This window comes from Fusicatenibacter saccharivorans, assembly GCF_027667425.1.
In the GTDB taxonomy this organism is placed as follows: Bacteria; Bacillota; Clostridia; order Lachnospirales; family Lachnospiraceae; genus Fusicatenibacter; species Fusicatenibacter saccharivorans.
Genome location: NZ_JAQEGR010000010.1, coordinates 51990 through 73424 on the forward strand (window position 1 = coordinate 51990; position 21435 = coordinate 73424).

The 21435-nt window shown below is 46.3% G+C and carries 22 protein-coding genes; 3 read left to right on the forward strand and 19 right to left on the reverse strand.

What is annotated here, in order from left to right; genetic code table 11:
• Positions 1–120: 120 nt before the first annotated feature.
• The 11 genes from PGS38_RS10680 to PGS38_RS10730 all read right to left on the reverse strand — a co-directional run bounded on the left by PGS38_RS10680 (position 121) and on the right by PGS38_RS10730 (position 11772).
• Positions 121–681 (reverse strand): manganese efflux pump, encoded by a 561-nt coding sequence (locus PGS38_RS10680; protein WP_055219426.1) that lies wholly within the window; start codon positions 679–681, stop codon positions 121–123.
• Between the two features lie 80 nt (positions 682–761).
• Complete coding sequence (locus PGS38_RS10685; RefSeq protein WP_118595171.1) at positions 762–1433, reverse strand: ribulose-phosphate 3-epimerase; 672 nt, start codon at positions 1431–1433, stop codon at positions 762–764.
• A gap of 6 nt (positions 1434–1439) precedes the next feature.
• On the reverse strand, positions 1440–2453 hold the full coding sequence (locus tag PGS38_RS10690; RefSeq protein WP_118595170.1) for a galactitol-1-phosphate 5-dehydrogenase: 1014 nt from the start codon (positions 2451–2453) through the stop codon (positions 1440–1442).
• Complete coding sequence (locus tag PGS38_RS10695) at positions 2450–3154, reverse strand: IspD/TarI family cytidylyltransferase (RefSeq protein WP_118640226.1); 705 nt, start codon at positions 3152–3154, stop codon at positions 2450–2452. Before PGS38_RS10695 ends, PGS38_RS10690 begins: the two co-directional genes overlap by 4 nt.
• Position 3155: 1 nt before the next feature.
• Positions 3156–5894: a translation factor GTPase family protein gene (locus tag PGS38_RS10700; protein ID WP_118640225.1), complete on the reverse strand. Its 2739-nt coding sequence runs from the start codon at positions 5892–5894 to the stop codon at positions 3156–3158.
• Between the two features lie 157 nt (positions 5895–6051).
• The gene (locus PGS38_RS10705; RefSeq protein WP_243865926.1) at positions 6052–6429 is read right to left on the reverse strand and encodes a hypothetical protein; all 378 of its coding nucleotides are present in this window, start codon (positions 6427–6429) and stop codon (positions 6052–6054) included.
• 205 nt (positions 6430–6634) lie between these two features.
• Positions 6635–8314, reverse strand: coding sequence for an FMN-binding protein (locus PGS38_RS10710; RefSeq protein ID WP_022461155.1), 1680 nt, complete (start codon positions 8312–8314; stop codon positions 6635–6637).
• A gap of 432 nt (positions 8315–8746) precedes the next feature.
• On the reverse strand, positions 8747–9985 hold the full coding sequence (locus PGS38_RS10715; protein ID WP_005330087.1) for a tyrosine-type recombinase/integrase: 1239 nt from the start codon (positions 9983–9985) through the stop codon (positions 8747–8749).
• A 105-nt stretch (positions 9986–10090) separates the two neighbouring features.
• Positions 10091–10270: a helix-turn-helix domain-containing protein gene (locus tag PGS38_RS17685; protein WP_080543107.1), complete on the reverse strand. Its 180-nt coding sequence runs from the start codon at positions 10268–10270 to the stop codon at positions 10091–10093.
• Between the two features lie 4 nt (positions 10271–10274).
• Complete coding sequence (locus tag PGS38_RS10725) at positions 10275–11384, reverse strand: replication initiation factor domain-containing protein (protein WP_006857463.1); 1110 nt, start codon at positions 11382–11384, stop codon at positions 10275–10277.
• 58 nt (positions 11385–11442) lie between these two features.
• Complete coding sequence (locus PGS38_RS10730; protein WP_005335695.1) at positions 11443–11772, reverse strand: hypothetical protein; 330 nt, start codon at positions 11770–11772, stop codon at positions 11443–11445.
• Positions 11773–12021: 249 nt separating this feature from the next.
• On the opposite strand from PGS38_RS10730, the gene PGS38_RS10735 reads away from it, so the two are divergent.
• Positions 12022–12705 (forward strand): helix-turn-helix domain-containing protein, encoded by a 684-nt coding sequence (locus PGS38_RS10735; RefSeq protein ID WP_015554186.1) that lies wholly within the window; start codon positions 12022–12024, stop codon positions 12703–12705.
• 192 nt (positions 12706–12897) lie between these two features.
• On the opposite strand, the gene PGS38_RS10740 is transcribed toward PGS38_RS10735, so the two are convergent.
• Positions 12898–13113 (reverse strand): helix-turn-helix domain-containing protein, encoded by a 216-nt coding sequence (locus PGS38_RS10740; RefSeq protein WP_005335690.1) that lies wholly within the window; start codon positions 13111–13113, stop codon positions 12898–12900.
• Positions 13114–13226: 113 nt separating this feature from the next.
• On the opposite strand from PGS38_RS10740, the gene PGS38_RS10745 reads away from it, so the two are divergent.
• Entirely contained in the window at positions 13227–13535 is a 309-nt protein-coding gene (locus PGS38_RS10745; protein WP_006426016.1) for a hypothetical protein, read from the forward strand.
• Positions 13536–13585: 50 nt separating this feature from the next.
• Here PGS38_RS10745 and PGS38_RS10750 read toward each other — a convergent pair whose 3' ends face one another.
• Both PGS38_RS10750 and PGS38_RS10755 read right to left on the reverse strand, forming a co-directional pair.
• Positions 13586–13837, reverse strand: a complete 252-nt coding sequence (locus PGS38_RS10750) for a hypothetical protein (protein WP_005335687.1) — start codon at positions 13835–13837, stop codon at positions 13586–13588.
• Between the two features lie 49 nt (positions 13838–13886).
• Positions 13887–14357 (reverse strand): GNAT family N-acetyltransferase, encoded by a 471-nt coding sequence (locus tag PGS38_RS10755; RefSeq protein WP_015554185.1) that lies wholly within the window; start codon positions 14355–14357, stop codon positions 13887–13889.
• Positions 14358–14449: 92 nt separating this feature from the next.
• Here PGS38_RS10755 and PGS38_RS17815 point away from each other — a divergent pair, with 92 nt between their 5' ends.
• A complete protein-coding gene (locus PGS38_RS17815) occupies positions 14450–14614 on the forward strand; it encodes a group II intron maturase-specific domain-containing protein (RefSeq protein ID WP_154253351.1) in 165 nt (54 codons plus the stop codon).
• A 74-nt stretch (positions 14615–14688) separates the two neighbouring features.
• Here the strand turns inward: PGS38_RS17815 and tsf are convergent, their stop codons facing one another.
• The 5 genes from tsf to PGS38_RS10785 form a co-directional block, all read right to left on the reverse strand.
• Positions 14689–15627, reverse strand: a complete 939-nt coding sequence (tsf, locus tag PGS38_RS10760; RefSeq protein WP_118640224.1) for a translation elongation factor Ts — start codon at positions 15625–15627, stop codon at positions 14689–14691.
• Between the two features lie 120 nt (positions 15628–15747).
• Positions 15748–16479: a 30S ribosomal protein S2 gene (gene rpsB / locus PGS38_RS10765; protein WP_022461152.1), complete on the reverse strand. Its 732-nt coding sequence runs from the start codon at positions 16477–16479 to the stop codon at positions 15748–15750.
• Positions 16480–16657: 178 nt separating this feature from the next.
• Entirely contained in the window at positions 16658–18277 is a 1620-nt protein-coding gene (locus PGS38_RS17515; RefSeq protein WP_117801725.1) for an HAD hydrolase-like protein, read from the reverse strand.
• Positions 18278–18367: 90 nt separating this feature from the next.
• Positions 18368–19813, reverse strand: coding sequence for a prolipoprotein diacylglyceryl transferase (locus PGS38_RS10780; protein WP_022461150.1), 1446 nt, complete (start codon positions 19811–19813; stop codon positions 18368–18370).
• Positions 19810–21417 carry a serine/threonine protein kinase gene (locus PGS38_RS10785; RefSeq protein WP_117509242.1) on the reverse strand — a complete coding sequence of 536 codons (1608 nt, stop codon included), beginning with the start codon at positions 21415–21417 and terminating at the stop codon, positions 19810–19812. The genes PGS38_RS10780 and PGS38_RS10785 overlap by 4 nt, the downstream gene beginning before the upstream one ends.
• Positions 21418–21435: the final 18 nt, after the last annotated feature.

The following is a 21435-nucleotide window of genomic DNA, read 5'->3' on the forward strand; positions in this document are numbered from 1 at the left end:
TGTCTGCTGCATCTGTTTTTTAAATTTTCCAGCAGCAAACCTCCTACTTTTATAGCATATCTGCACGGGCTTGTCAATTTTACGCCGGGATCTGCTGGTTTTTCTTTCTTACATGTAATTCTATGTGAGCTTTAAAAACGCCAGTAAATAGAACAGAATTCCTCCGAACAGTGCTCCGTTTCCGCCGTTTTTCTGCCCCGTCTTTTTTCCGATGGCAGTTCCGGCATACATCGCCGCCATTCCGACCGCGAAGGAGGCAAAAAAGATCTGTCCTCCTGTCACCGGAAGATCCGCGGCAAAGACGCCGGAGACAATTCCATCCACCGACATCGAAACCGCCAGCAGGCCAAATTCCAGTGGGTGGAGCTGTTTTTCCAGATGTTCCAGTCTTGCTTCTGGTTTTCCCTGCTTTTTTCTTCTGCGTTTTCTCAGTTCTTCGAAAATTTTCAGCGTTCCCATAAGAAAAAAGCAGCCCGCACCCACTCTGGTTCCCCATTCCGGTCCTGCGGACTGCAGAAATCTTTTTCCAAACTGCGCGGAAGCAACCAGGGCAGCACTGCAAAACAGATTCAGCAGCGCCGTCATGCCGGGTGAAATTCTCGTATTGCTGCTTCCATATCCGATGCTTACTGCAAAGTTATCGGCTGAGAGCGCCGCAGCAAGCAGAAGCAATTCTACCATATGACACGCTCCGTCATTTCTCACTTTACAGTATTCGTCTGTTTTTCAAACCGTGCATCCCGGGAAGGCAGTTCTTTTTCTTATTCCACTGCTTTCCGGAATTCCCGGATTTTTTCTCCGAAGTGCGATACATTGGTGCAGAAAATGCTCGAAGTTCCCGCCACAAAAATGCTGGCTCCAAAGGAACGCAGCGTCGCGCCGTGCTCCTTCGTAATGTTTCCGTCCACTTCTAAAATGATGTCCTCCCGGTGCATCTCCTGCAGAAATTTCTGCAGCTTTTCCGCCTTGCGCAGCGTACTCGGCACAATTTTCTGTCCGGCAAAGCCCGGATTCACCATCAGAAGATTGACGCCGTCGATATAATCAAGCACTTCCTCGATCTGCCCGATCGGTGTCGCCGGGTTGATCGCGAGGAACCGCTTGCAGCCGTACGGCACGAGGTAATCGAGCGCGCGCTGCACCTGGAAAGTGCTCTCATAATGAATCGTCACGATGTCCTCTTTGTAAATGCCGATCCACGGCAGCTTGTACTCCGGGTCTTTAATCATCAGATGAAGATCGAGCGGAATACTCGTCAGTTCCCGCAGTCCGCGGATGTAGTCGACGCCAAGGCCGAAGTTCGGAACGAACTCGCCGTCCATCACATCAATATGGAGATATTCGACTTTTTCTTTTTCAAATACATCGATCGTCGCCTGCAGATCCACAAGGTTTGAGCACATCATGGATGCCGATATCTGACTTTTTCTCATATTTTTCTACTCCCATGAAACCATTACTTTGCAGTATGGCTCTTTATGATTTTTCATCAGTTCCAGTCCGTCCATCAGCTTTTCGGACGGGAAACAGTGCGTGATCAGCGCCTGTGCCGGGATTTTCTTCTTCGAAAGCGCATCGAGTGCCTCCGTCCAGTCGCAGGCTTCATCTTTTTCATAAGAAGAATTCCACGTTCCCATCAGGTTCAGCTGTTTGCGCAGGATGCGCCAGTACACGTTCTTTTCCATCGCAAGATCGCCCGATGGATTTCCCATCAGCACGATGCTTCCGCCCGGTCTTGCAAGAAGAACTGCACCGGAAACGGCCTGCGGCGTTCCGACCGCTTCTACTACAACATCCGCCTGAATCGCTTTACTCTCCTCTTCCGTCACATATGAGATGCCCGGGATCTGTTCTGCGATCGCACGTTTTGCTTCGCCCCGTCCAATCACAAAAACGGTTTCGGCGCCGAGCGCTTTCGCCCACGCTGCCGCTGCAAAACCGATCATGCCCGTTCCGATCACTGCTGCGGTATCGCCCGGCTTCACACCGCTTCGTTTCACCGCATGAAGCGCCACAGAGAGCGGCTCCAGCATTGCTGCCTCGCGGAAGCTGACGTTTTCCGGCAGCTCCATCAGGTTCCAGTCCGGCACGGCCACGTATTCCGCAAAGCCGCCGTCCCGGCGCGAGCCGAGGTAATCGTAGTGTTCGCACATCTCATATTTTTTCTGCCGGCACTGCGGGCAGGTGCGGCATGGGATCAGCGGGAAAATGCCGACCCGTTTTCCAACTCGCTCTTCCGGCACACCCTCGCCGTATGCGGCAACCACGCCTGAAAACTCGTGACCCGGAATCGTTGGAAAATGGTATGTTCCGTTTGTGAAAATCCGCGGAATATCGGAGCTGCAGATTCCTGATGCCTTTACCTGCACCAGAACCCAGCCGGATGGGATTTCCGGTTTTTCGATGTCTTCCCTTCTTAAATCATTGACTCCATGCAGCTCGTATGCTCTCATTTCGTTTCTCCTTCCACAATCGTACAGAAACGCTCCAGGTCGCTCCTTGTTGTAATCTTAAAGTTCCGCTCATCCCCTGGGATCATCGCCACATCCATTCCATGGCGGTAGGCAATTTCACTCGTTCCCCTTGTGAGGGACAGCTCCTCTTTCGATGCTTCCCGGTTGATCTTCGCGTACGGATGCAGCCGGAAGGCTTCCGGCGCCTGACCGGCAAACAGCGTGCTGCGCTCCAGCAGATGGTCAATTTTCGTTCCGTCGCTGCTCTGATAGATCGTGTCCTTCATCGGCAGCACCGGCATACAGCCCTCATGATCGGCAAGCGCCGCAAGGCAGTCGCCAATCAGCTGTCCGCTCACCAGAGGCCGCACGCCGTCGTGGATGATCACACCGTCGTTCTCCGATACGGAATCCTCCATGCAGACGGTAAGGCCATTATGAATGGATTCCTGCCGCGTATCCCCGGCATCCGCAAAGGCGAGAAATTTCGTAATCCCGTCTTCTTCCATCCATCCGCGGATCTTCTCTCTCCAGGCATCTGCCGCCACGATGACGATTTTCTCAACGGCACTGCTTTTCTGAAACTGCTCCAGCGTATACAGCAGAATCGGTTTCTTTTCCACTTCCAGATACTGCTTCGGAAAATCCCCCATCTGCATTCTCGTTCCGATTCCCCCCGATAGTATGATTGCGTAATTCATCTTAAGCCTTTCCTTTGCTCTTTTTACTCTCTTTTTTTCGCTCTTCTTCCAGCTCTTTTAAAAAGTCTCCCAGTTCTCCGGAGGCGTTCTCCAGCAGGTACGACTTCGTTTTCTGTTCTTTCTCCAGATAGTTTTCCCGGATCTGGCCGTTTGTATGTTCAATCTCTGTGCGCAGATCCCGTGCGGAGAGACGATGCGCGCCCGCTCCCATAATGATGATCTGCTCGAGACCGTCCGAGGAAGCCACCGTTACGTTGCCGTTGTGGCCGATCCTGTGAACCGTTTTCTCGATGTACTGGTCAGCCGTCTCCGCCTCTTTCGTATAAACGACATGAATATTATGGTACATGCCGACCTCACCCTGGTTGCCTTTTACTTTGTAGGCATCAAAGACAAGAATCAGCGTCATTTTTTTATATCCCTGATAATTTGACAGGATGTCCATCAGTTTTCCTCTGGCGCTCTCAATATTATACTTCGCCAGCTCATTTAAATCATCCCATGCAAAAATAACGTTATAGCCGTCCACCAGCAGATATTCCTCCTGCGGCTCCTTCGGGCGGTTTGATTTTGCATATTTGGGATCCCCGATGCCGGATGACGAGGTGACCGGACGTGTCCGCCGCTCGAAACCGGCGCGCTTCCGCTCCACTTTGCCGTATGTCCTCGTAAAGATTTCTTCCAGCTCCTCTGCCTCCTGCAGGGAAGCTGCCATCGGCACGCGGTCAGATGCTTTTTTTGCTTTCTGCACAGAGGATGCTCCGCCGCTCCGGTCTGCCGCAGATTCGGCTGAATCGCTTTCTTCTTCCGGATTTTCCAGCGTGTATTCCAGATGCATATGGTCTTCCACTTCATTCCATGGAACGACAAAGCCTGCCCCGTGGGCACAGAACACAGAACCCGTCGGATTTTCCACATCCGCCTCGGAATCGTAGCCGATGGAGGCAATCACTTCCTCCGCGTTGTGACACGGCTCATATCCTTTTAAGGTACAGAACACTCTTCCGCGTCCCCGGCTGTAAGCAGTCACTTCTTTCTGATAATCCTGCATCGTCACAACCGGTGCGGTTCCGGTGATCACTGTCATATCGCCTTCCATTTCCGGCGGTTCAAAGCTGCCGTACATCCGCTGGATATCGTTCAGCGCCCGTCCCGTCGATTCCGACGGAATTTCCAGACGGAACGCATAGACCGGCTCCAGCAGAACGGATTCTGCTTTTTTCAGCCCCTGCCGCACCGCACGATACGTCGCCTGGCGGAAGTCGCCGCCCTCGGTGTGCTTAATGTGCGCACGGCCCTTGACCAGCGTGATTTTCATATCGGTAATCTCCGACCCGGTCAGCACGCCGGGATGCTTCCGCTCCAGCAGATGTGTGAGGATCAGACGCTGCCAGTTGCGGTCCAGGGTGTCCTCGCTGCAGACGGTTCCAATCTGCAGTCCGCTGCCCGGTTCTGCCGGCTCCAGCAGCAAATGAACTTCCGCATAATGGCGCAGCGGCTCGAAATGGCCGACACCCTCCACGGTACTGCGGATCGTCTCTTTGTATACAATATTTCCGGCTCCGAATTCCACCCATTCGCCGAAACGCTCGTGGATCAGACTCTTTAAGATCTCGATCTGCACCTCACCCATGACCTGCGCATGGATTTCCGCGAGGCGCTCATTCCAGACAATGTGGAGCTCCGGGATTTCTTCTTCTAACTGGCGCAGTTTTCCAAGCATCTGATGGACATCGCAGTCCGGCGGAAGCTCGATGCGGTACGTCAGCACCGGCTCCAGCACCGGTTTTTCCGCCTCGGTTTCGTTGCCGATGCCCTGACCGGAGAAAGTGCTGTTCAGTCCCGTTACGGCACAGATCGTCCCCGCCGGTGCTTCCTGTACCATCGTATAGCCCGCACCGGAATAAATACGGATCTGGTCTGCCTTTTCTTCGCCGAGCATCTGCTTCACCTTCAGCACGCCGCCCGTGATTTTCAGATGCGTCAGACGGTTTCCTGCCGTGTCCCTTGAAATCTTAAAAACGCGCGCACCAAAATCCCCGCCGTACTCCGGCGTTTTTGTAAACCGGTCCAGAATTTTCAGAAATTCCGTCACGCCCTCCATCTTGAGTGCAGAGCCAAAGCAGCACGGAAAAACCTTCCGCTCTGCGATCATCGTGCGGATCTGGTCTTCTTCCACGCTTCCCGTTTCCAGATACTGCTCCAGCACGTCCTCATCACACATGGCGAGTTCTTCCAGCAATTCTGCGTTCTGGAGATCCTGCGAGAAATTCAGGCAGTGCTCTGAGAGACGGCTCTGCAGTTCTTCCAGCAGTTTTTCCGCATCCGTGCCCGGCTGATCCATCTTGTTGATAAAGAGAAAGACCGGGATCTCATACCGCGCGAGCAGCCGCCACAGGGTTTCCACATGACCCTGCACGCCGTTCGCACCGCTGATCAGAAGAACCGCATAGTCCATGACCTGTAAAGTGCGCTCCATCTCCGCCGAGAAATCCACATGGCCCGGCGTGTCAAGGAGTGTGACCTCCGTCTCGTTCAGCTTCAGCACGGCCTGTTTGGAAAAGATCGTGATACCCCTTGCTTTTTCCAGTTCCTCCGTGTCCAGAAAGGCGTCCTTGTGATCCACTCTTCCGGCTTTCCGGATCTGGCCTGTTTTATATAAAATTCCCTCTGCCAGCGTCGTCTTTCCCGCATCGACATGCGCTAAAATGCCTACCGCCAGTTTTTTGGTTTTTTCCATTTTGTTTCATCCTGTCTGTATGATTCATATTTTTCAGGCCCCCTCATCCCCTGCGGCCCGACTCACTGCTTATTGTACCACAAAACCTCTCATTGCGGAACCCCGGAGTGAAACGCAAAAAATCTCAAAGCGGATTTCTCTCCTGCTTTGAGATTTTTTATGCTATGTTCTGTTTTATCTCTCCCCCGCCATCGGCTGCCGATCTGCAATTTTCAGGAAAACAAATCCCAGTGCAAATAAAATCGCCAGGCATGCAACCGCCACGTTGATCGTTCCGCCTGCCAGTTTTACAGCTGCAATAACTGCAGAACCGAGGAACGATGGTTACTCTGTCTTCCAACGTCATATCCGTTTCTTTTAAAAGTTCATTTGCAAGAAGTGTACCGTACTCTGCATGATGGGCAACCTGCATACAGTGTTTCTGCGAATGATCCGTATATCCCAGCTGTCCCAGGTTTTCGTTTCCTTTTTCAGATATGCGCTGCATCCATTCCAGACTCCAGCCTAACCGCTGTATTTTTACTGTTCCTGCCATTTCTTTCAGAATATTTTTTACTACAATCACGATCGTAGCACATTTGTATTTTAACTGCTATCCTGTTCCTATAAGGTCTATATCAAATGATTGTTAAATTTTTTATATTTTTGATGCAGTCGGGCGGGGTTCTGTTACAGCAGAAAAGCACTGCAAATACAGATGAATGTATTTACAGTGCTTATTTTGAGATTATTTTTGTTTTTTAATTCTGTGCGTCTTCGTATTCTTTTACTTTTTCTTCATACTGCTCCTGGCTCTCGATCGTATGTTTTACAATATGACCGTGCTCTTTCTGCTTATGTGCCAGATCCCGGCCAGGACGCGGTGCATATTCGTCTTCCGGGATTTCGAGTGCATTGGCGGTGGCGTGAATGATACCGTTGCTGCTGTAGGTGGCACCGCTCAAGGCGTCGATGTTAAGGCTCTGTTCTTCTTTCATCTGCCCTATCACGTAAGGCGCTGCACGGAAAAAGTATTCCTCGGTGTCGCAGTAGGAAAGGATGGAGATGTCGGTCACTTTCTGGTTTTCTACCGTTACCTGCACTTCGACATCCCCGCGGAAGGCATCGGCGGTACCCGTGCAGATGCCGTCTTTCAGGTCGTGGAAACGGCCGGCGTCCAGGAATGCCTGTTTTTCTTCCGTTGTATCCGTCGATTCAGATGCTGTATTTTCCTGTACAGTATTCTCATCTCCGGCGGCTTCTTTTAACGCATTTTGAGTGGCCTCAATCAACCCTTTACTGCTGTAGGTGGCGCCGGAAACGGTATCTATCTCCTCGGCACTCTGTTTTTTCATGATTTCCGAAAAGATTCCTGACTTTGCTCTGTCCAGATATGTCTGATCATCCTCGGCGTTCTCTATCGTCAGTCCGGTTATCGTTCCCTGTTCCACTTTTACGGAAACGGTCACGGTTCCGCGGTAGCCTTCTCCACTTCCGGAATAAGTGCCGTCCTGGAATCTGCTGTCCAGATTCTGTTCTGCCGTATCAATGGCCGCATCACCTGCTGTCTTACCAACGGAACCGCTCTCGCTCCGGATCAGGAACTGTGACGCTGCAATCGTAAGGCAGGTCACCCCGACACCGATCCACACGCTGTATCGGTACTTCCAGTGTGCATTGTTCTTCAGACATCCGTTTATACATACCCCGCATCCAATACACTCGCCGCCTGCCGTCTGCTCTTTTTCTGTCAGATCAATTCCCATGGTACATTTTGCAGTACAGAGACGGCAGCTTCCGCATTTGCTCCGCGGTTTTACAATTTTTAACAGCGTACATCTGGAAATCAGGCTGTAGATGGCTCCCATGGGACAGAGATACCGGCAGAAAAAGCGCTGGATTAAGACGGATCCGACGAAAATCACCAGAATCAGCGCACCGCCAATCGAAAACATCGGCTTCACACCCGGCCAGTGTCCGATGGAACTGTACTGTCCAAACACCTGCCACGGCCCTGCGATGTTCCATTTTATCATACCGCTCCATACGAAGACTGCCCAGAACAGGAGCACACCATATTTGATCCAGCCTGTTGGAACATTTCTTCCACTCTTCTTTGAATTTGAATGCAGGTTTTTCGCACCTGCTTTTCGAAACCGCTTTTTCAGCTTATTTCCTGCAAACCACAGAAAATCCTGCACAGCCCCGAAGCTGCAGAAATATCCGCAGAAAAACCGTCCCACAATAATCACCGCCGGAACCGTCGCCAGCACCATCCATACCGAATACCTGATCCGTTCCCACGAAACCGTCCCCTGATAAACTGCGGAAATAATCGTCCCAACCGCAGAAAACTGCGCCTCAAACAAGCCCGGGATCAGCAGGAAAGAAAGGATCTGAATCACTGCTTTCGGCCAGTTTCTTTTGTCTTGTTTTTTCAAATTTGTTCCTCTTTTCTTATGTTTAACGTTTCATCTCCATTACCGGACCATTCGATTTATGTTCCTGGATTAATTCACAAATCTCCGAAAGATTCATTGCCGGGAAATCTCCGGGGACGGTATCCTTCAGGGCACTTACTGCATTTCCGATGGATACTGCCTGTGACAGTAAAAAACCCTCATAAATCGTGTATTTTCTGCACATTTATGAGGGTTTTATATTTTTGCGTTATTTTTACAAATTCACAGTTGAATTATGCGTTCATCTGTTTTGCCAACTTTTATTTACTGTTTTCTCAAATGCCCATTTTATAAGGCTTTCTACGCTTTCCTCAATTCTGCTCTTCCATTTTACCCAATTTCCCTTTGGGTAGAAACTTTTCATTCCCGTTGAAAGCAAATTTCTCTTATTTTGCTATGTTGGGTACTCTTTTATGCACACTGGGTAGAGTTTTTATTTTTCTGAACTTTCTGTTTTTCACTCACGCTACCAAACTTTGCTATTTCTTCTTCAAATTTTGTTTCTGTCACATGAGTATATATGTCAATCGTTGTACTGTAATGCTGATGTCCCATTAGCATTTGCACTACTTTAGCGTCCATTCCTTTTTCAAAGCACCTGCTACAAAATGTATGTCGGATTGCATGAGGATAAAGGTCTTTAAATTCTATCGGCTCTCTGTTTTCCTTTACCGCTTCTATTGCTTCTTGAAAATTGATTGCTTTTACTACTTTCTTAATTTCTTTTTCTGCTACATTCCGAATAACTGGACTTCCTAAAGAAGTGGTAAACACCAAGTTATCAAATTCTCCACTTGAACGCCAACGATTTCCATAGGCTTTTTTCTGCCTGTTCTGTTTTTCTTTTTGAGATAACAGAATTTCTTCTGTTTCTGCCATAAACGGAATACTTCTGTATGAATTATGTGTTTTAGGCTTTGTTAGTCGCATAGTCTTTACTCCATTTTCATATTGACAAGATAAAGACCTTTGAATGTTAATACATTTCTTATTCCAGTCTATATCTTCCCATTTCAGACCACCGACTTCCCCAATTCGCATACCCGTCAGAAACATAATGTAAAACATCTCTTTATACCAGTTATGCTCTACTTCCTGCAAAAACCTTGTTTGCTCTGCCATTGATAAGAAACGTCTTTCTGCTGTTTTATTTTCCCAAGGTACATTGATTTCAAAACATGGATTGATGTCTATAATACGATTATTCTTTGCAGACTCCAAACACTCCCGAACTCTGCCTAAAGCATCTCGCATACTGGAAGACGCTCTCCCCTGCTTATTCATATCGTTAATGACACGTTGAATATCCAAGTTCCGTATATCTGTCACTTTCATATTCCCTATTGCTTTTCCAAATGTATTATAATATTTGCTACGCATAGGAAACACGCTTGTTTCCTTGATATTAGGAATTTTATAATTTGCAAACCATTCCTCAAACCATTCATTCAGCGTTATTTTCTGACGTTTCATATCAATATTATTTCTTGCTTCTTCTTTTGCCTTTTCAAACAATATTTTTAATTTCTTCAAATCAACATCATACAAGTTAATGTCTATTCCGTTTATCTTTGCTCTTGCTTCGTATCTACCGTCCTTTCTTTGACGTAAACCTGTTCCTAATTCTTTTCCTTTTAAATCTTTACCCATAATCTCTACCCTTTCTATCAATCAAATATTTTGATAAATAAAAAGGGAACTTCTGTGATTTTAACCATATACTACTATAAGTTCGCCTCCTTTTCAATCAGAACTTCAATAACTTTTTGCTTGTTGCTCTAGCCATGTGTCTAATAATCTTCTGTTCGCATACCACCGATACCCAATCTTCATGGAAAACGGACAGTTTCTACTTTTCAAGAGTTCTCTTGTCTTTGTTTCTCCAAGTCCAAGATACTCACTTACTTCCTTTAAATTTAATAATGCTTTTTCTATACGATTATCCCCTTTCCTCTAATCTTCTTGCTTTTATGTAATCATCATACAACTGTTTCTGTGTGATATTCATTTCTCCATTTGCTACAAGATTACCGATATAATCCCTTTTCTCTATCTTTCCAACCTCTGCAAACAGTTTCAAAGACGGAGCAACATACTTTTCTAACCATTCCCACACCTTTTGTAAACTTTTCTTCTGTGGTTGCATGGTAAGTTTAACCTTACCTATATCTTTCATCAGTTCCGCCCACGCTTGATAGGTTGGGTAAAGCCTTTTTCGTGTTGTCATGCTGTCTGTCGGCTTTTCTAAAAATCGTATTTTGCTGTTCAATACTTCCATTGCCAGTCCTGCCACATCTCTATATCTCAATAATTCCTGTACTACGCTAACTGCCATTTCCTGCCGAAATCTCAACTCATATCTATTCCAATTTTCGTCTAATTCTGTTCCATATTTTTTATTCTGTTCATATCCTTTTTCATAAAATACCAATCTCAAATTGCTGGCTGAACTGCCGAGATAAAGACTACCACCTTTACTCTGAAACACTTCTTCTTTCAGTTCTCCCGAGTCGTGAAAATCTATCTCCCTTAGTTTTGTGGAAAGCAATCCCTCTTTTGTCCGTACAATCAAATCAGGAATACTCAAATAAGGTTTTCTATCATCTATCGCCAAATCAATCCGAGGAACATTGATATGATACTGGCAAACTCTGTTCAAGAAATCAAACCATGTTTCCTCATTGAGTTGTAAAAAATTCTCATAGTTGCGACAGCCTTTCCCACTCATTAAAATCTGAAAGCCTTGATACTGTGCATTTCCTGTCGGCTTTAGCACCTTGATATTATCGAAGATTGCCACAACCTCATGTCCTGCAATCCCCTTTTCATAACCCGTTACGGTCATAAGTTCCAAAGGTATTCTCAGTACATCTTCTATAACTGCTTCTAACGGAACTTCCTTAATCGTTATCTGACACCAGTCTATCAAGGCACTTAATGCTTCTTTCTGTCGTATTACTCCCCTGTTAGTGTAGGGGAGTTCTGGAAGAAAACTTCCGCTTCTTTCTTCCAAATTTACCATACCTCCTATCTGCAATGGCGTTGCCATTGCCCTGCCCTCAACCTGCCGTTTGGTACGTCAGAACGAGGACAGGAACTTTGACCGCCTACATATTTTTGTTTGCAACAGGGCGGATACCCTTACAGGTAATCTTCTCCACTAATACAGGAAAGTTTCCTCTCTGCACATAAGGGGCATATACTGGTTCTTCCAGTTCCACCACCGCATAAGGCTCAATCTTCGGAAGTTCCGTTGCTTCCAAGCGAATATCCACGCTGTTCCCAAGCTTCATGCTTCCAAGATGAAGTTTTAAGGCTTCCACTTCCTCTGTTTTCTTCTTACTGTCTTTATCATAGCGGTAACAGTTATCCGCACCCATGAAACGAAGTTCTCCAAATGCTTCTTTTACCTGTTCTTTTGTCAATGTAATCTGCATACACGTTCCTTTCTCCCCGTTGAACCGATAGGTCAGTTTCTCATATTTTCAATTTCTTATTACGACGTCGTTTGTGGTTCAGTTATTTCTGAACTTAATTGTATATTAGCACAGACATATTTGTTTTGCAATAGGAAGTTTAGTTTTTTATAAACTTTTTATTTTCTTTTTTCTGAACTTGTGGTATAGTGTCCTTAGACGATAAGATATGAAAAGTTATAACGAGATATGGAAAGAGAGGGTTTTCAGATGAATACAATCGCAGAACGGATTAAATTTGCCATGAAAGCAAAAAATAAAAAACAAGTAGATATAGTCAAAGATACAGGTATCAGCAAAGGGGCGTTTAGTTCCTATCTTTCGGGACAATACAACCCCAAAGCCGATAAAATGGAACTGATCGCCGACTCCTTAGATGTAGATTTGCGTTGGCTTTACGGACAAAATGTGCCTATGGAACATACAAGTCAAAACGATAACGCCCTGCAATATGTCTTTTATAACAACTCCTGCTCTGAGTATCTTCTTGATGATTTAGATGATATATATATCGCCATGATGACACAATATGCCGCCCTCATTCCACGCTTTTATGTCCTTGTCAATCGTGCTGGAAATGCAATGCACATACTGCCACTATTTTTGAAAGAGGATAGTTCCCAATTCTATGAATGCCCGTCTGATTTCTTTTATTCCGACAGGCATACAATTTTTACAAGAGATTTTGAAAGCATTCACATGGTATTAACAACCGCCACGATTTACTATTATGGAATTGATACAGCAACCTATGAACCGAAAGTTACCATGCTCTCCTACTCACAGACTGACGACTGCTTTCATATCGACAACGGAATACAAGACGGTCACATAAAAGCATTTGAAAAGGAACTGGAGAAAGAAGCACTTTACTTAAAGCATAACGCCCAGTAACAGACAAGAGGACTTGCAAGGTTTCCGACCTTTCAAGTCCTCTGCTGTATCATGGTGCTGTTGGCTGTGTCCGTTCCGTCAAGGACTGCCCTACGGCGTATCGGCTACGCCTTGTTCCTTGACCTCACTACATTTTCTCTTTTTCTTGACACAACAAAAGCCTGCACGAATTTTCTTCAATCCGACAGGCTCTCATTCTTTCACATACTCTATCAGTTCTTCTATTCCACACTCCAAGTAACTGCACAGTTTACAGATTAGTTGTGCGTCTAATCTCTGAAATTCATTTCTGCAATAACGATTAAAATTAGACCTCGGTATATCCAATTCCTTACAAATGGTATTCTTACTAATTCCTTTTTCTTTCAGCAGTTCCTCTATGTGAAGTTCCAAATGTCCATACTTCATTGCCTCACCTCTACATAAAAGTATATTCAATAAATCTTTATGTAGTAATTCACTATATAGTGAGGTACTATATACTTATCCCTATAACTATACAGAAACAGAGGTATATCAAAATGAAAAAGAAATTGTTATTTGCCACTATTATTCTAGTCTTGCTTGCAGGCATTCTCTATTACATTAGCTTGCCCGATTATCTTGTATTTAACAGTATGTCATTCAGCAATGGGGCTAATCGTGATACCGAACTACAAGTTATTGTATATCAATACTGGAATACAGATGAAGTAATAGCGGAAATCGAAGCAGAACATAATCAAATCAACGGAACTCCTACTATTCTTACAATCAATCTGTATCACTCTAAATGGTCTTTTCGCAATGGATATGAACCATTTTATAGTACCACTATCAATTATAATTAAAAAGAAAAAGCAGACAGTCAATAAAAAAACTGTCTGCAATAATATGGAATTTACCCCTTTAACCCTCTCGCCTGTCTATCCATATCTTCAATAACAATATCATAGATTTCTCCGATTTGAGAACAATATTCTAACACTTTCCATGGCTCATTTGTATGAAAATGAATTTTAATCAATTCTTCATCTCCAACCGCCAATAAGCAATCTCCTTTAAAATTATTTGTGAAATATTCATTTATTTTATCTTCATCAAGATTTTCGCCTTCAATCAAAAGTTGAGTATCATATCTAAATTCTAACATCCTATTATCCTCCAAATTCACATTTTTCAATTTTACAAACTGAAGTTTATCAGATTGTGTACTTCATAGGGGTAAACCTAATCCCGTCTATTTCTTGCTCGTCTGATTGTGGCTTAAATCCGATATGAAGATAAAATGGCTTACCGTATGGTGACGAATTTAAAGTAATCTCGTGCAACTTTGGAGCATCTTTCAAAATATCTGCTAAAAGATACTGAAAAATTGAAGTAGCTACACCTTGACGATGATATTCTTTCTTTGTGAATGCTAAGTTGATATGCTTCCTGTTTGAATACATACCGATAATTCCAATCATTTTACCCTTGTCAAACGCCGCATATATAGGGCAGATACCTTGTTGACATTTTGAAATAAATTCATCATTTTCAACTATATCTCGCTTGAATGTTTCAATTCCCTCCGGTTTATAGTCCGGTGCTTCAAATTGTAAAAACACTTCTAATGCTAAAGCAAGGGCTTCCATTACTTCATTGCTATGTATTTTTCGTATTTCATACATATCTCCACCTCAAATTCTAATTTGTTTATTTCTCTTATTCTAGCATATTCCCCAATCTTTAACATTATTTTTTTAAAAAATTTGAGGGCATATTGCAAAATGCAATACACCCTCAACACTCACAGCGTTCCCTTTCTATTTTTAAACAACAAGTAAATTCCTCGTTAAGAGGTTGGGTAAATTTCTTTACCCAATACCCTACCCAATCTGTACCCAAAATAGCACGATATTTTGTGAGATTTTACAGTAGTTCATAACACTTGTCAAAATAGGCAGAAACCGCTTAAATACGCTATTTAATTTGCTTTTTACCAGTCTTGCGATTGATAAATTAGTTTCCCATCTGTTTTGCAACTTCCTCAGCAAAGTTCTCTTCTTTCTTCTCGATTCCTTCACCGGTCTCGAAACGAACGAAGCCTTTTACTGCTACGGTTGCGTTGTTTGCTTTAGCAACCTGTGCTACGTACTGAGCTACGGACTGTTTTCCGTCTTCTGCTTTTACGTATACCTGGTCAAGCAGGCAGATCTCTTTGAGCTCTTTGTTGATACGGCCCTGGATCATTCCCTGGATAACTTTTTCCGGTTTCTGGGACTCTTTCGGGTCGTTCTGAATCTGAGCCATGAGGATTTCTTTCTCATGTGCGATGTAATCAGCGCTTACTTCGTCGCGGTTTGTGTACTGCGGACGAAGAGCTGCAATCTGCATTGCAACGTTTTTAGCCATCTCTTTGAGGTCATCGTTTACAACATCTGTCTCAACGTCAACCAGAACACCGATTTTACCGCCCATATGAGTATAAGAAGCAACGAAACCGTTCTCCTCTTTTACCTGCTGGAAACGACGGATGTTCATGTTCTCGCCGATGGTAGCGATCTGATGAGCCAGCTCTTCGCCAACGGTCTCGTTGGTATCGAATTTCCAAGGCTCTGCCAGGAATCCTTCTACGTCTGCTGCAGTTGTATCCATAGCCTGCTCTGCAACCTGTGCTACATAGCCACGGAATTTCTCGTTCTTTGCAACGAAGTCTGTCTCAGCGTTTACTTCTACAGCGACAGCTTTCTTTCCATCCTCGGATACGTTCAGCATAACGATACCCTCAGCTGCGATTCTGCCAGCTTTTTTCTGAGCAGTAGCAAGTCCTTTTTCTCTCAGGAACTCCATTGCTTTGTCCATATCACCTTCGGTAGCTGTAAGAGCTTTCTTGCAGTCCATCATACCAGCACCGCTTACTTCTCTTAACTCTTTTACCATTGCTGCTGTAATAGCCATTGTTTTATTCCTCCGTATACGTGATTCAGCAGACTGCATCTTCATGCCGGTCTGCTATTGTGAGATTCGCCGAAGGGAACCTGAATTTCAAGTTCCCCCCAGTTCATTACTTCGCGTAAATTATTCAGCGTCTGTCTCTGCTGCTTCTTCGTATGCAGCTTCCTCAGCCTCGCCCTGTTTTGCCTCGATCACTGCGTCTGCCATTTTGGAAACGATCAGTTTTACGGCACGGATAGCGTCGTCATTACCCGGAATTACATAGTCAAGCTCTTCCGGATCGCAGTTGGTATCGCAGATACCGATCAGCGGAATTCCCAGTGTATGAGCTTCCTGTACGCAGATTCTCTCTTTTTTCGGATCTACTACGAAGATAGCGTCCGGCAGTCTCTTCATTTCTTTGATACCGCCAAGGTTTTTCTGCAGTTTTGCAAGCTCTTTCTTTAACTCAATGACTTCTTTTTTCGGAAGAACTTCGAAGGTGCCATCCTGCTCCATGGTCTCGATTGCTTTCAGTCTTGCAATACGGCTCTGGATGGTTTTGAAGTTGGTCAGCATACCGCCGAGCCATCTCTCGTTTACATAGTACATTCCGCAGCGCTCTGCCTCAACAGCGATAGCGTCCTGAGCCTGTTTTTTGGTTCCTACGAAAAGGATTGTGCCGCCGTCTGCTGCGATGTCTGCAACAGCTTTGTATGCGTCATCTACCATTCCTACAGATTTCTGCAGGTCGATGATGTAGATACCATTACGCTCTGTGTAGATGTACGGAGCCATTTTAGGATTCCATCTTCTTGTCTGATGTCCGAAATGAACACCGGCTTCCAGTAACTGTTTCATTGAAATTACGCTCATTGTTTTATCTCCTTATGGTTTTATTCTTCCCCATGTTTTTTCACCTTGGAACCTGTTTTTCAAAAAACAGGCACCATCCTTGGTACCGCATGGGTGCTTATTGTGCAACAGTAAGATTGTATCACAGAGTTTTTTTCATGACAAGCATTTTTTTCGCGGATTCTGCGGTTTTTTTCTGTTATTTTTGTGTTTTTCCCTGTTTATCCTTTAAAAACAGATACCAGAATGTTCCGGCGCAGATTACCGCTTCCAAAAAGATGAACATCCATGCACCTGCCGGCGCTTTTTGGGTCATCCAGGATACGAACTGGCTCCGGTAAAGTCCCCAGATATTTTCTGCCATGTGCGCAAGAACCGGGGCAAGGAGTGTTCCGCACCGCTCATAAATAAGGATCAGAAGCACACTTACCACGGCTGCATAGACAAACTGCGTCACATTGCCGTGATATGCACCGAACAGCAGACATGATGCTGCGATGCCCCAGCCGGTTCCCCAGAAATCTTTTGCCCTGCGGTAAATCATGCCGCGGAAAACAATTTCCTCTGCGGCCGCGCTCAGCACACCGACGGACAGGATCAGAAGCAGCGGGTTCTGTCCTTCATAAATCTTTGATGCCATGTCCTGATAGCCGGAAAAGATTCTGGTAAAGCCGGTCACGTTCATTACAGTATTCAGGAGATGGCCGAAGGTCATAACCAGCAGAATACAGGCGGCTGCCTCTGCCGCACTCCACCGTTTTTCCGGTTTCGGGAACATGCCTTCATCTTTTTTGTACTGTTTCCAGAGAACCGGGATCGCCGCCAGACTGCCGATTGCTGATGCAAGAACGGATGTCGCGTGCATACGCTCTTCCAGATAACCGCCGGTCGTAAACGTCATCAGGATCAGCGCCAGAAGTACGGTTGCTCCGATCAGAAACAGTTCGTACGTCAGAAGCGGTTTTAAAAGACGCCATAGCTTCCGCTGGATAGGAATTACGATTTCCTCCGTTTTTGGCTCTGTTTTCGCTGTCCTTTTTTCTTTTATATTCTCTGCTTTTTTCTCTTTCGGCGCAAAGATTCCTGTTCCACTTTCTCCTCTTGTCAGCCACGGGATACGCTCCGGCTTCATTTTTTTGATGCGGTCGCGTCTTTTCTTCTCTTCTTTCGGATCCTCCGCCAGCAGTTTCAGTTCTTCCGGTGTATCACATACCTTTGCGGCACCTGCTGCCTCGAGTTCCTCTCTTCCGCCGTACCCATACGATACGCCGACACAGAGCAGTCCGTTTTCTCTTGCCCCGATTACGTCATAGCTTCTGTCACCAACCATCACCACGTCGGAACGGCTGTCTTCTGCTCCGAGTCGGCGCAGCGTCTCTGCGATGACTTCTCCTTTATCGGTTCTGGTTTCGTTCATTTCTGAACCGGTTACTACGGTAAAATACTTTCTGATTTCGAAATGCTCCAGGATCTGCTCCACGTATTTTTCCGGTTTGGACGATGCTACCGCCAGAATTTTTCCCTTCTCTTTCAGATACGCCAGAACCTCCGGGATTCCCTCGTATACTTCATTTTCAAAAATGCCCTCTGCCTCGTACCGCTCCCGGTATTTTGTGATGGCCTGCTGTGCTTCTTCGCAGCCAAGGCCTGCAAAATTCATGAAAGATTCCAGAAGCGGCGGCCCCACGTAACAGTTCAGTTTTTCCAGATCCGGCTCTTCGATGCCAAAGGATGCCAGCGCATACTGTACGCATCTTGTAATTCCAGGACCGGAATCGGTCAGGGTTCCGTCCAGATCAAATAATATCATATCTGACATACTCTTATTTCCTCTTTTACTTTTTTATCGTATGACATGTCTTTTATTCTAGCATATCGAAATTAGAAATACAAACAAAACCGGATCAGGCTATTTTCTGCAGAGTGCACGCAGATAGCGGGTGGTCTGATTCTGAATTTCGGCAATGGCACGAATCAGGTTCCAGAGGCGCCTTAAGGACTGCAAGAGGCGGGTTCCTTTTGGTTTCTGGCTGGTTCTTTGGCTGACAAGTGTGGAAGTTTTTGGTTTCACGTTGACTTCCCACGGTTTCATGGTTCGTACAATGCCGTCTGCGCCACGCACTTTTACAGTGATGCGGTTGTAGCCTTCGGAAAGGCTCTCGGCTTTCAGACAGATTTTGTTTTCTTTCCATTCGTATTCGGCTTCGGAGCCATTTACCATGCAGGAAAGAATTTCAGCCGTGTCGGCGGCTCCCTCGAGCAGAATTTCCGGGGTATAACCGGGATCTATTTCGACGCTGGTGTCGGCCGGGCGGATAATCAGGGGGTTCGGCGCTTCGAAATCTTCGTCTGCTATCTGTGATAATACGAAATCGGCGATGATCTGCGGCCGTATTTGAGATGGCTCCTCCCCGGCACTCTTAGATGGAGTTTCGGCAGGCGGAGGACTGCTTTCTTCTGTTTGTAGCGGAATATCATCTGGATCTTGGGTCACCTCCTCGGGCGTGGCTGCAGCAACGGGCAGCTGTTCGTCTGTTTTGAGTTCTTCTTTCTCCGGAGACGATTGCCCGGGCCCCGTTTGTTCCTGCTTTTCTGTGTTTGACTTTCCGGCATCTGGCATTACGGTAGGCTCCTCTTTTTCTGGTGCTTTTGTTTCCGAGGTTTGATTTTCTGACTCTTTTTCGGTTGACGGAGATTCCTGCTTCGTTTCTTCCATATCAGGCTTTTCCGGTTCCGGATCTTCTGGCATCAAATTTTCCGTTCCGGATTTTTCTGAACCTGTATCTTCATAATCTGGTTTTTCTGTGTCCATTTCTCCAAAATCCGTTCTCTCCGAATCTGACTCTTCTGTCTCTGATTCTTTTGTATCTGTTTCTTCACATCCTTCCTCTGATTCCGATTCCCCGGAACCCATATCTCCTGCCTCCGGCAATTCTCCTGGCTTCCCCGATTCTGAATCTTCCGAAATTTCTTTCTCCTCTTCTTCCCACCTTTCCGCTGGTTCTTTCTCCGGATCCGGAATTACCGTCGGGGGAAGCATTTTTTCTTCTCCTTCTTTCTCTTTCTTTCCGGTCTCTGCCGGATCTGTTTTCTCTTCCGGCGGCTCTGGTTCCTGCTCTGGTTTCTCTTCTATAGGCGGTTCTTCTTCTGACTTTTCGTCCGGCAGCAGTTCCTCCGGTCCGGCTTTCCCGTCTGCATCTGTCACATCACTGTTCTCGATGATTTCAGCTTCTAATTCCACGCTTTCCACCGCACTTGCGGCCTCGCCTGTCGTCTGCTGTGTCTCCGCGTGGACTTCGATTCCCTGGACTGCCAGGAATCCTGTCATCATTGCGCATATGGTCTTTTTTCTCATCCTGCTTCCTCCCATCTTTTTCTGATCTGCTGATAAAAAATATCCTCCTCCATTCCCGGAATTTCTGCGGCCTCGTTGAGGTACTGTTCTGCTTTTTCCTGCATGTCGAACTGAAGTGCCAGCTCTGCGGCCCTGAGCAGATTTTTCCGCCGGTTTCCATCCTGTCTGCTGCACAGAAGCCGTTCGTAATAGAGAAAACTCTCCTGGCACCAGTCCTGTTCTCTTTCCCCATCCCCGGATTTTCCGCCAAGATAGCACGCATCCGCCAGTCTCTGCCAGATAACCGCCTCCCACTGCCCCTCCATATTCTCGCCTGCGGCCTTTTCCAGCACTTCGATTCCTTTCCGCATGGCGTCTGTGTCATTTTCACGCGCCAGTTCTTCGGAAAAACTGAAATACATTCCTGCAACAGCAAGATATCTGCGGCAGCGTTTTTCCTTTTCCGGCTCCTGCTGCGTGTCATCATAAAATTCAGCCAGCAATGGCTCCATCTGCATTTTTTCCCTTGCCGCATCATCCGCCAGACAGTATTCCACAAGTTCCTGCTCCACACGCCCCGCCTGACTGAGATGGTCTGCCTTTAAGAACGCTTCCCGCGCTTTCTGGTAGTTCGGCAGACTGCCTTCTTCCACCGGATTTCCGCAGAACCAGAGATCTCCCTGCTCCTCCCATTCGTCTGCCGCCGGAAACTGCCCCCATGGCATCCTGCTGGCAACCGCAGCCGCTCCTCCTGTCAGAAAAGCAAAAACTGCAAAGATCCGCAGAGTCTTCCTGCCTTTTTGCTTTCTTTCCAGCCGCCGCAGTGCCTTTTTGACTTCTCCGGCAGACGCATACCGCTCCTCCGGCTTTTTCTGCATACACTTTTCCATCACCCGCCAGAGTCCTCTTTTCTGCCGCTTTTTCGCATGCTTCGCCATTGCCGCAAGCAGTGCGCCGAGTGCATAAAGATCGGAACGGGCGTCACACTTCCCGTCATACTGCTCCGGCGCTGCATAACCGCGGGTTCCATAACGGACTTCCACACCCGTTTCTTCTGTTCCGGCTGCACCGAAATCCACAAGGTATATTTCACCACGCTCTGTTATCATCACGTTGTCCGGCTTCAGATCCCGGTAGAAAACCGGCGGGTTCTGTGCATGGAGATAACAGAGAATCCCGCTCAGGGCAATTCCCGTTTTCAGAATTTCCCGGCTGGAAAACCGTTCTCCCTTACGCATACGCTGTCCGATAGATTTTCCGTTTACAGCTTCCATCACCAGAAAGCTTTTTGTCCCACTTTCCAGAAGTTCCACCGCACAGGGAATCCCGGGATATGAAAACTTCTGTAAAAGAAACGCTTCCCGGCGCAGTTTTTCCCTGTCACATATACTTACCTTGACTGCATACCGCTTTCCGGATCCAGTTTTCTCTGCAAGATAAACGACAGACGTTGCCCCTCTTCCGAGCACTGACAGCAGGCGATACTTCCCTCCCGGAAGTTCTACTTTTCCAATGATCCCGCCTCCTCTTTTTACGTCAAAGTGTTTGTCAGTCCGATATTCTGTTTTTGTACATGGATATAAATTGAGCCGAATGGCTCTTCGATAGAGTAATATAGAATCGATTTTTCAGGACGAATGTCC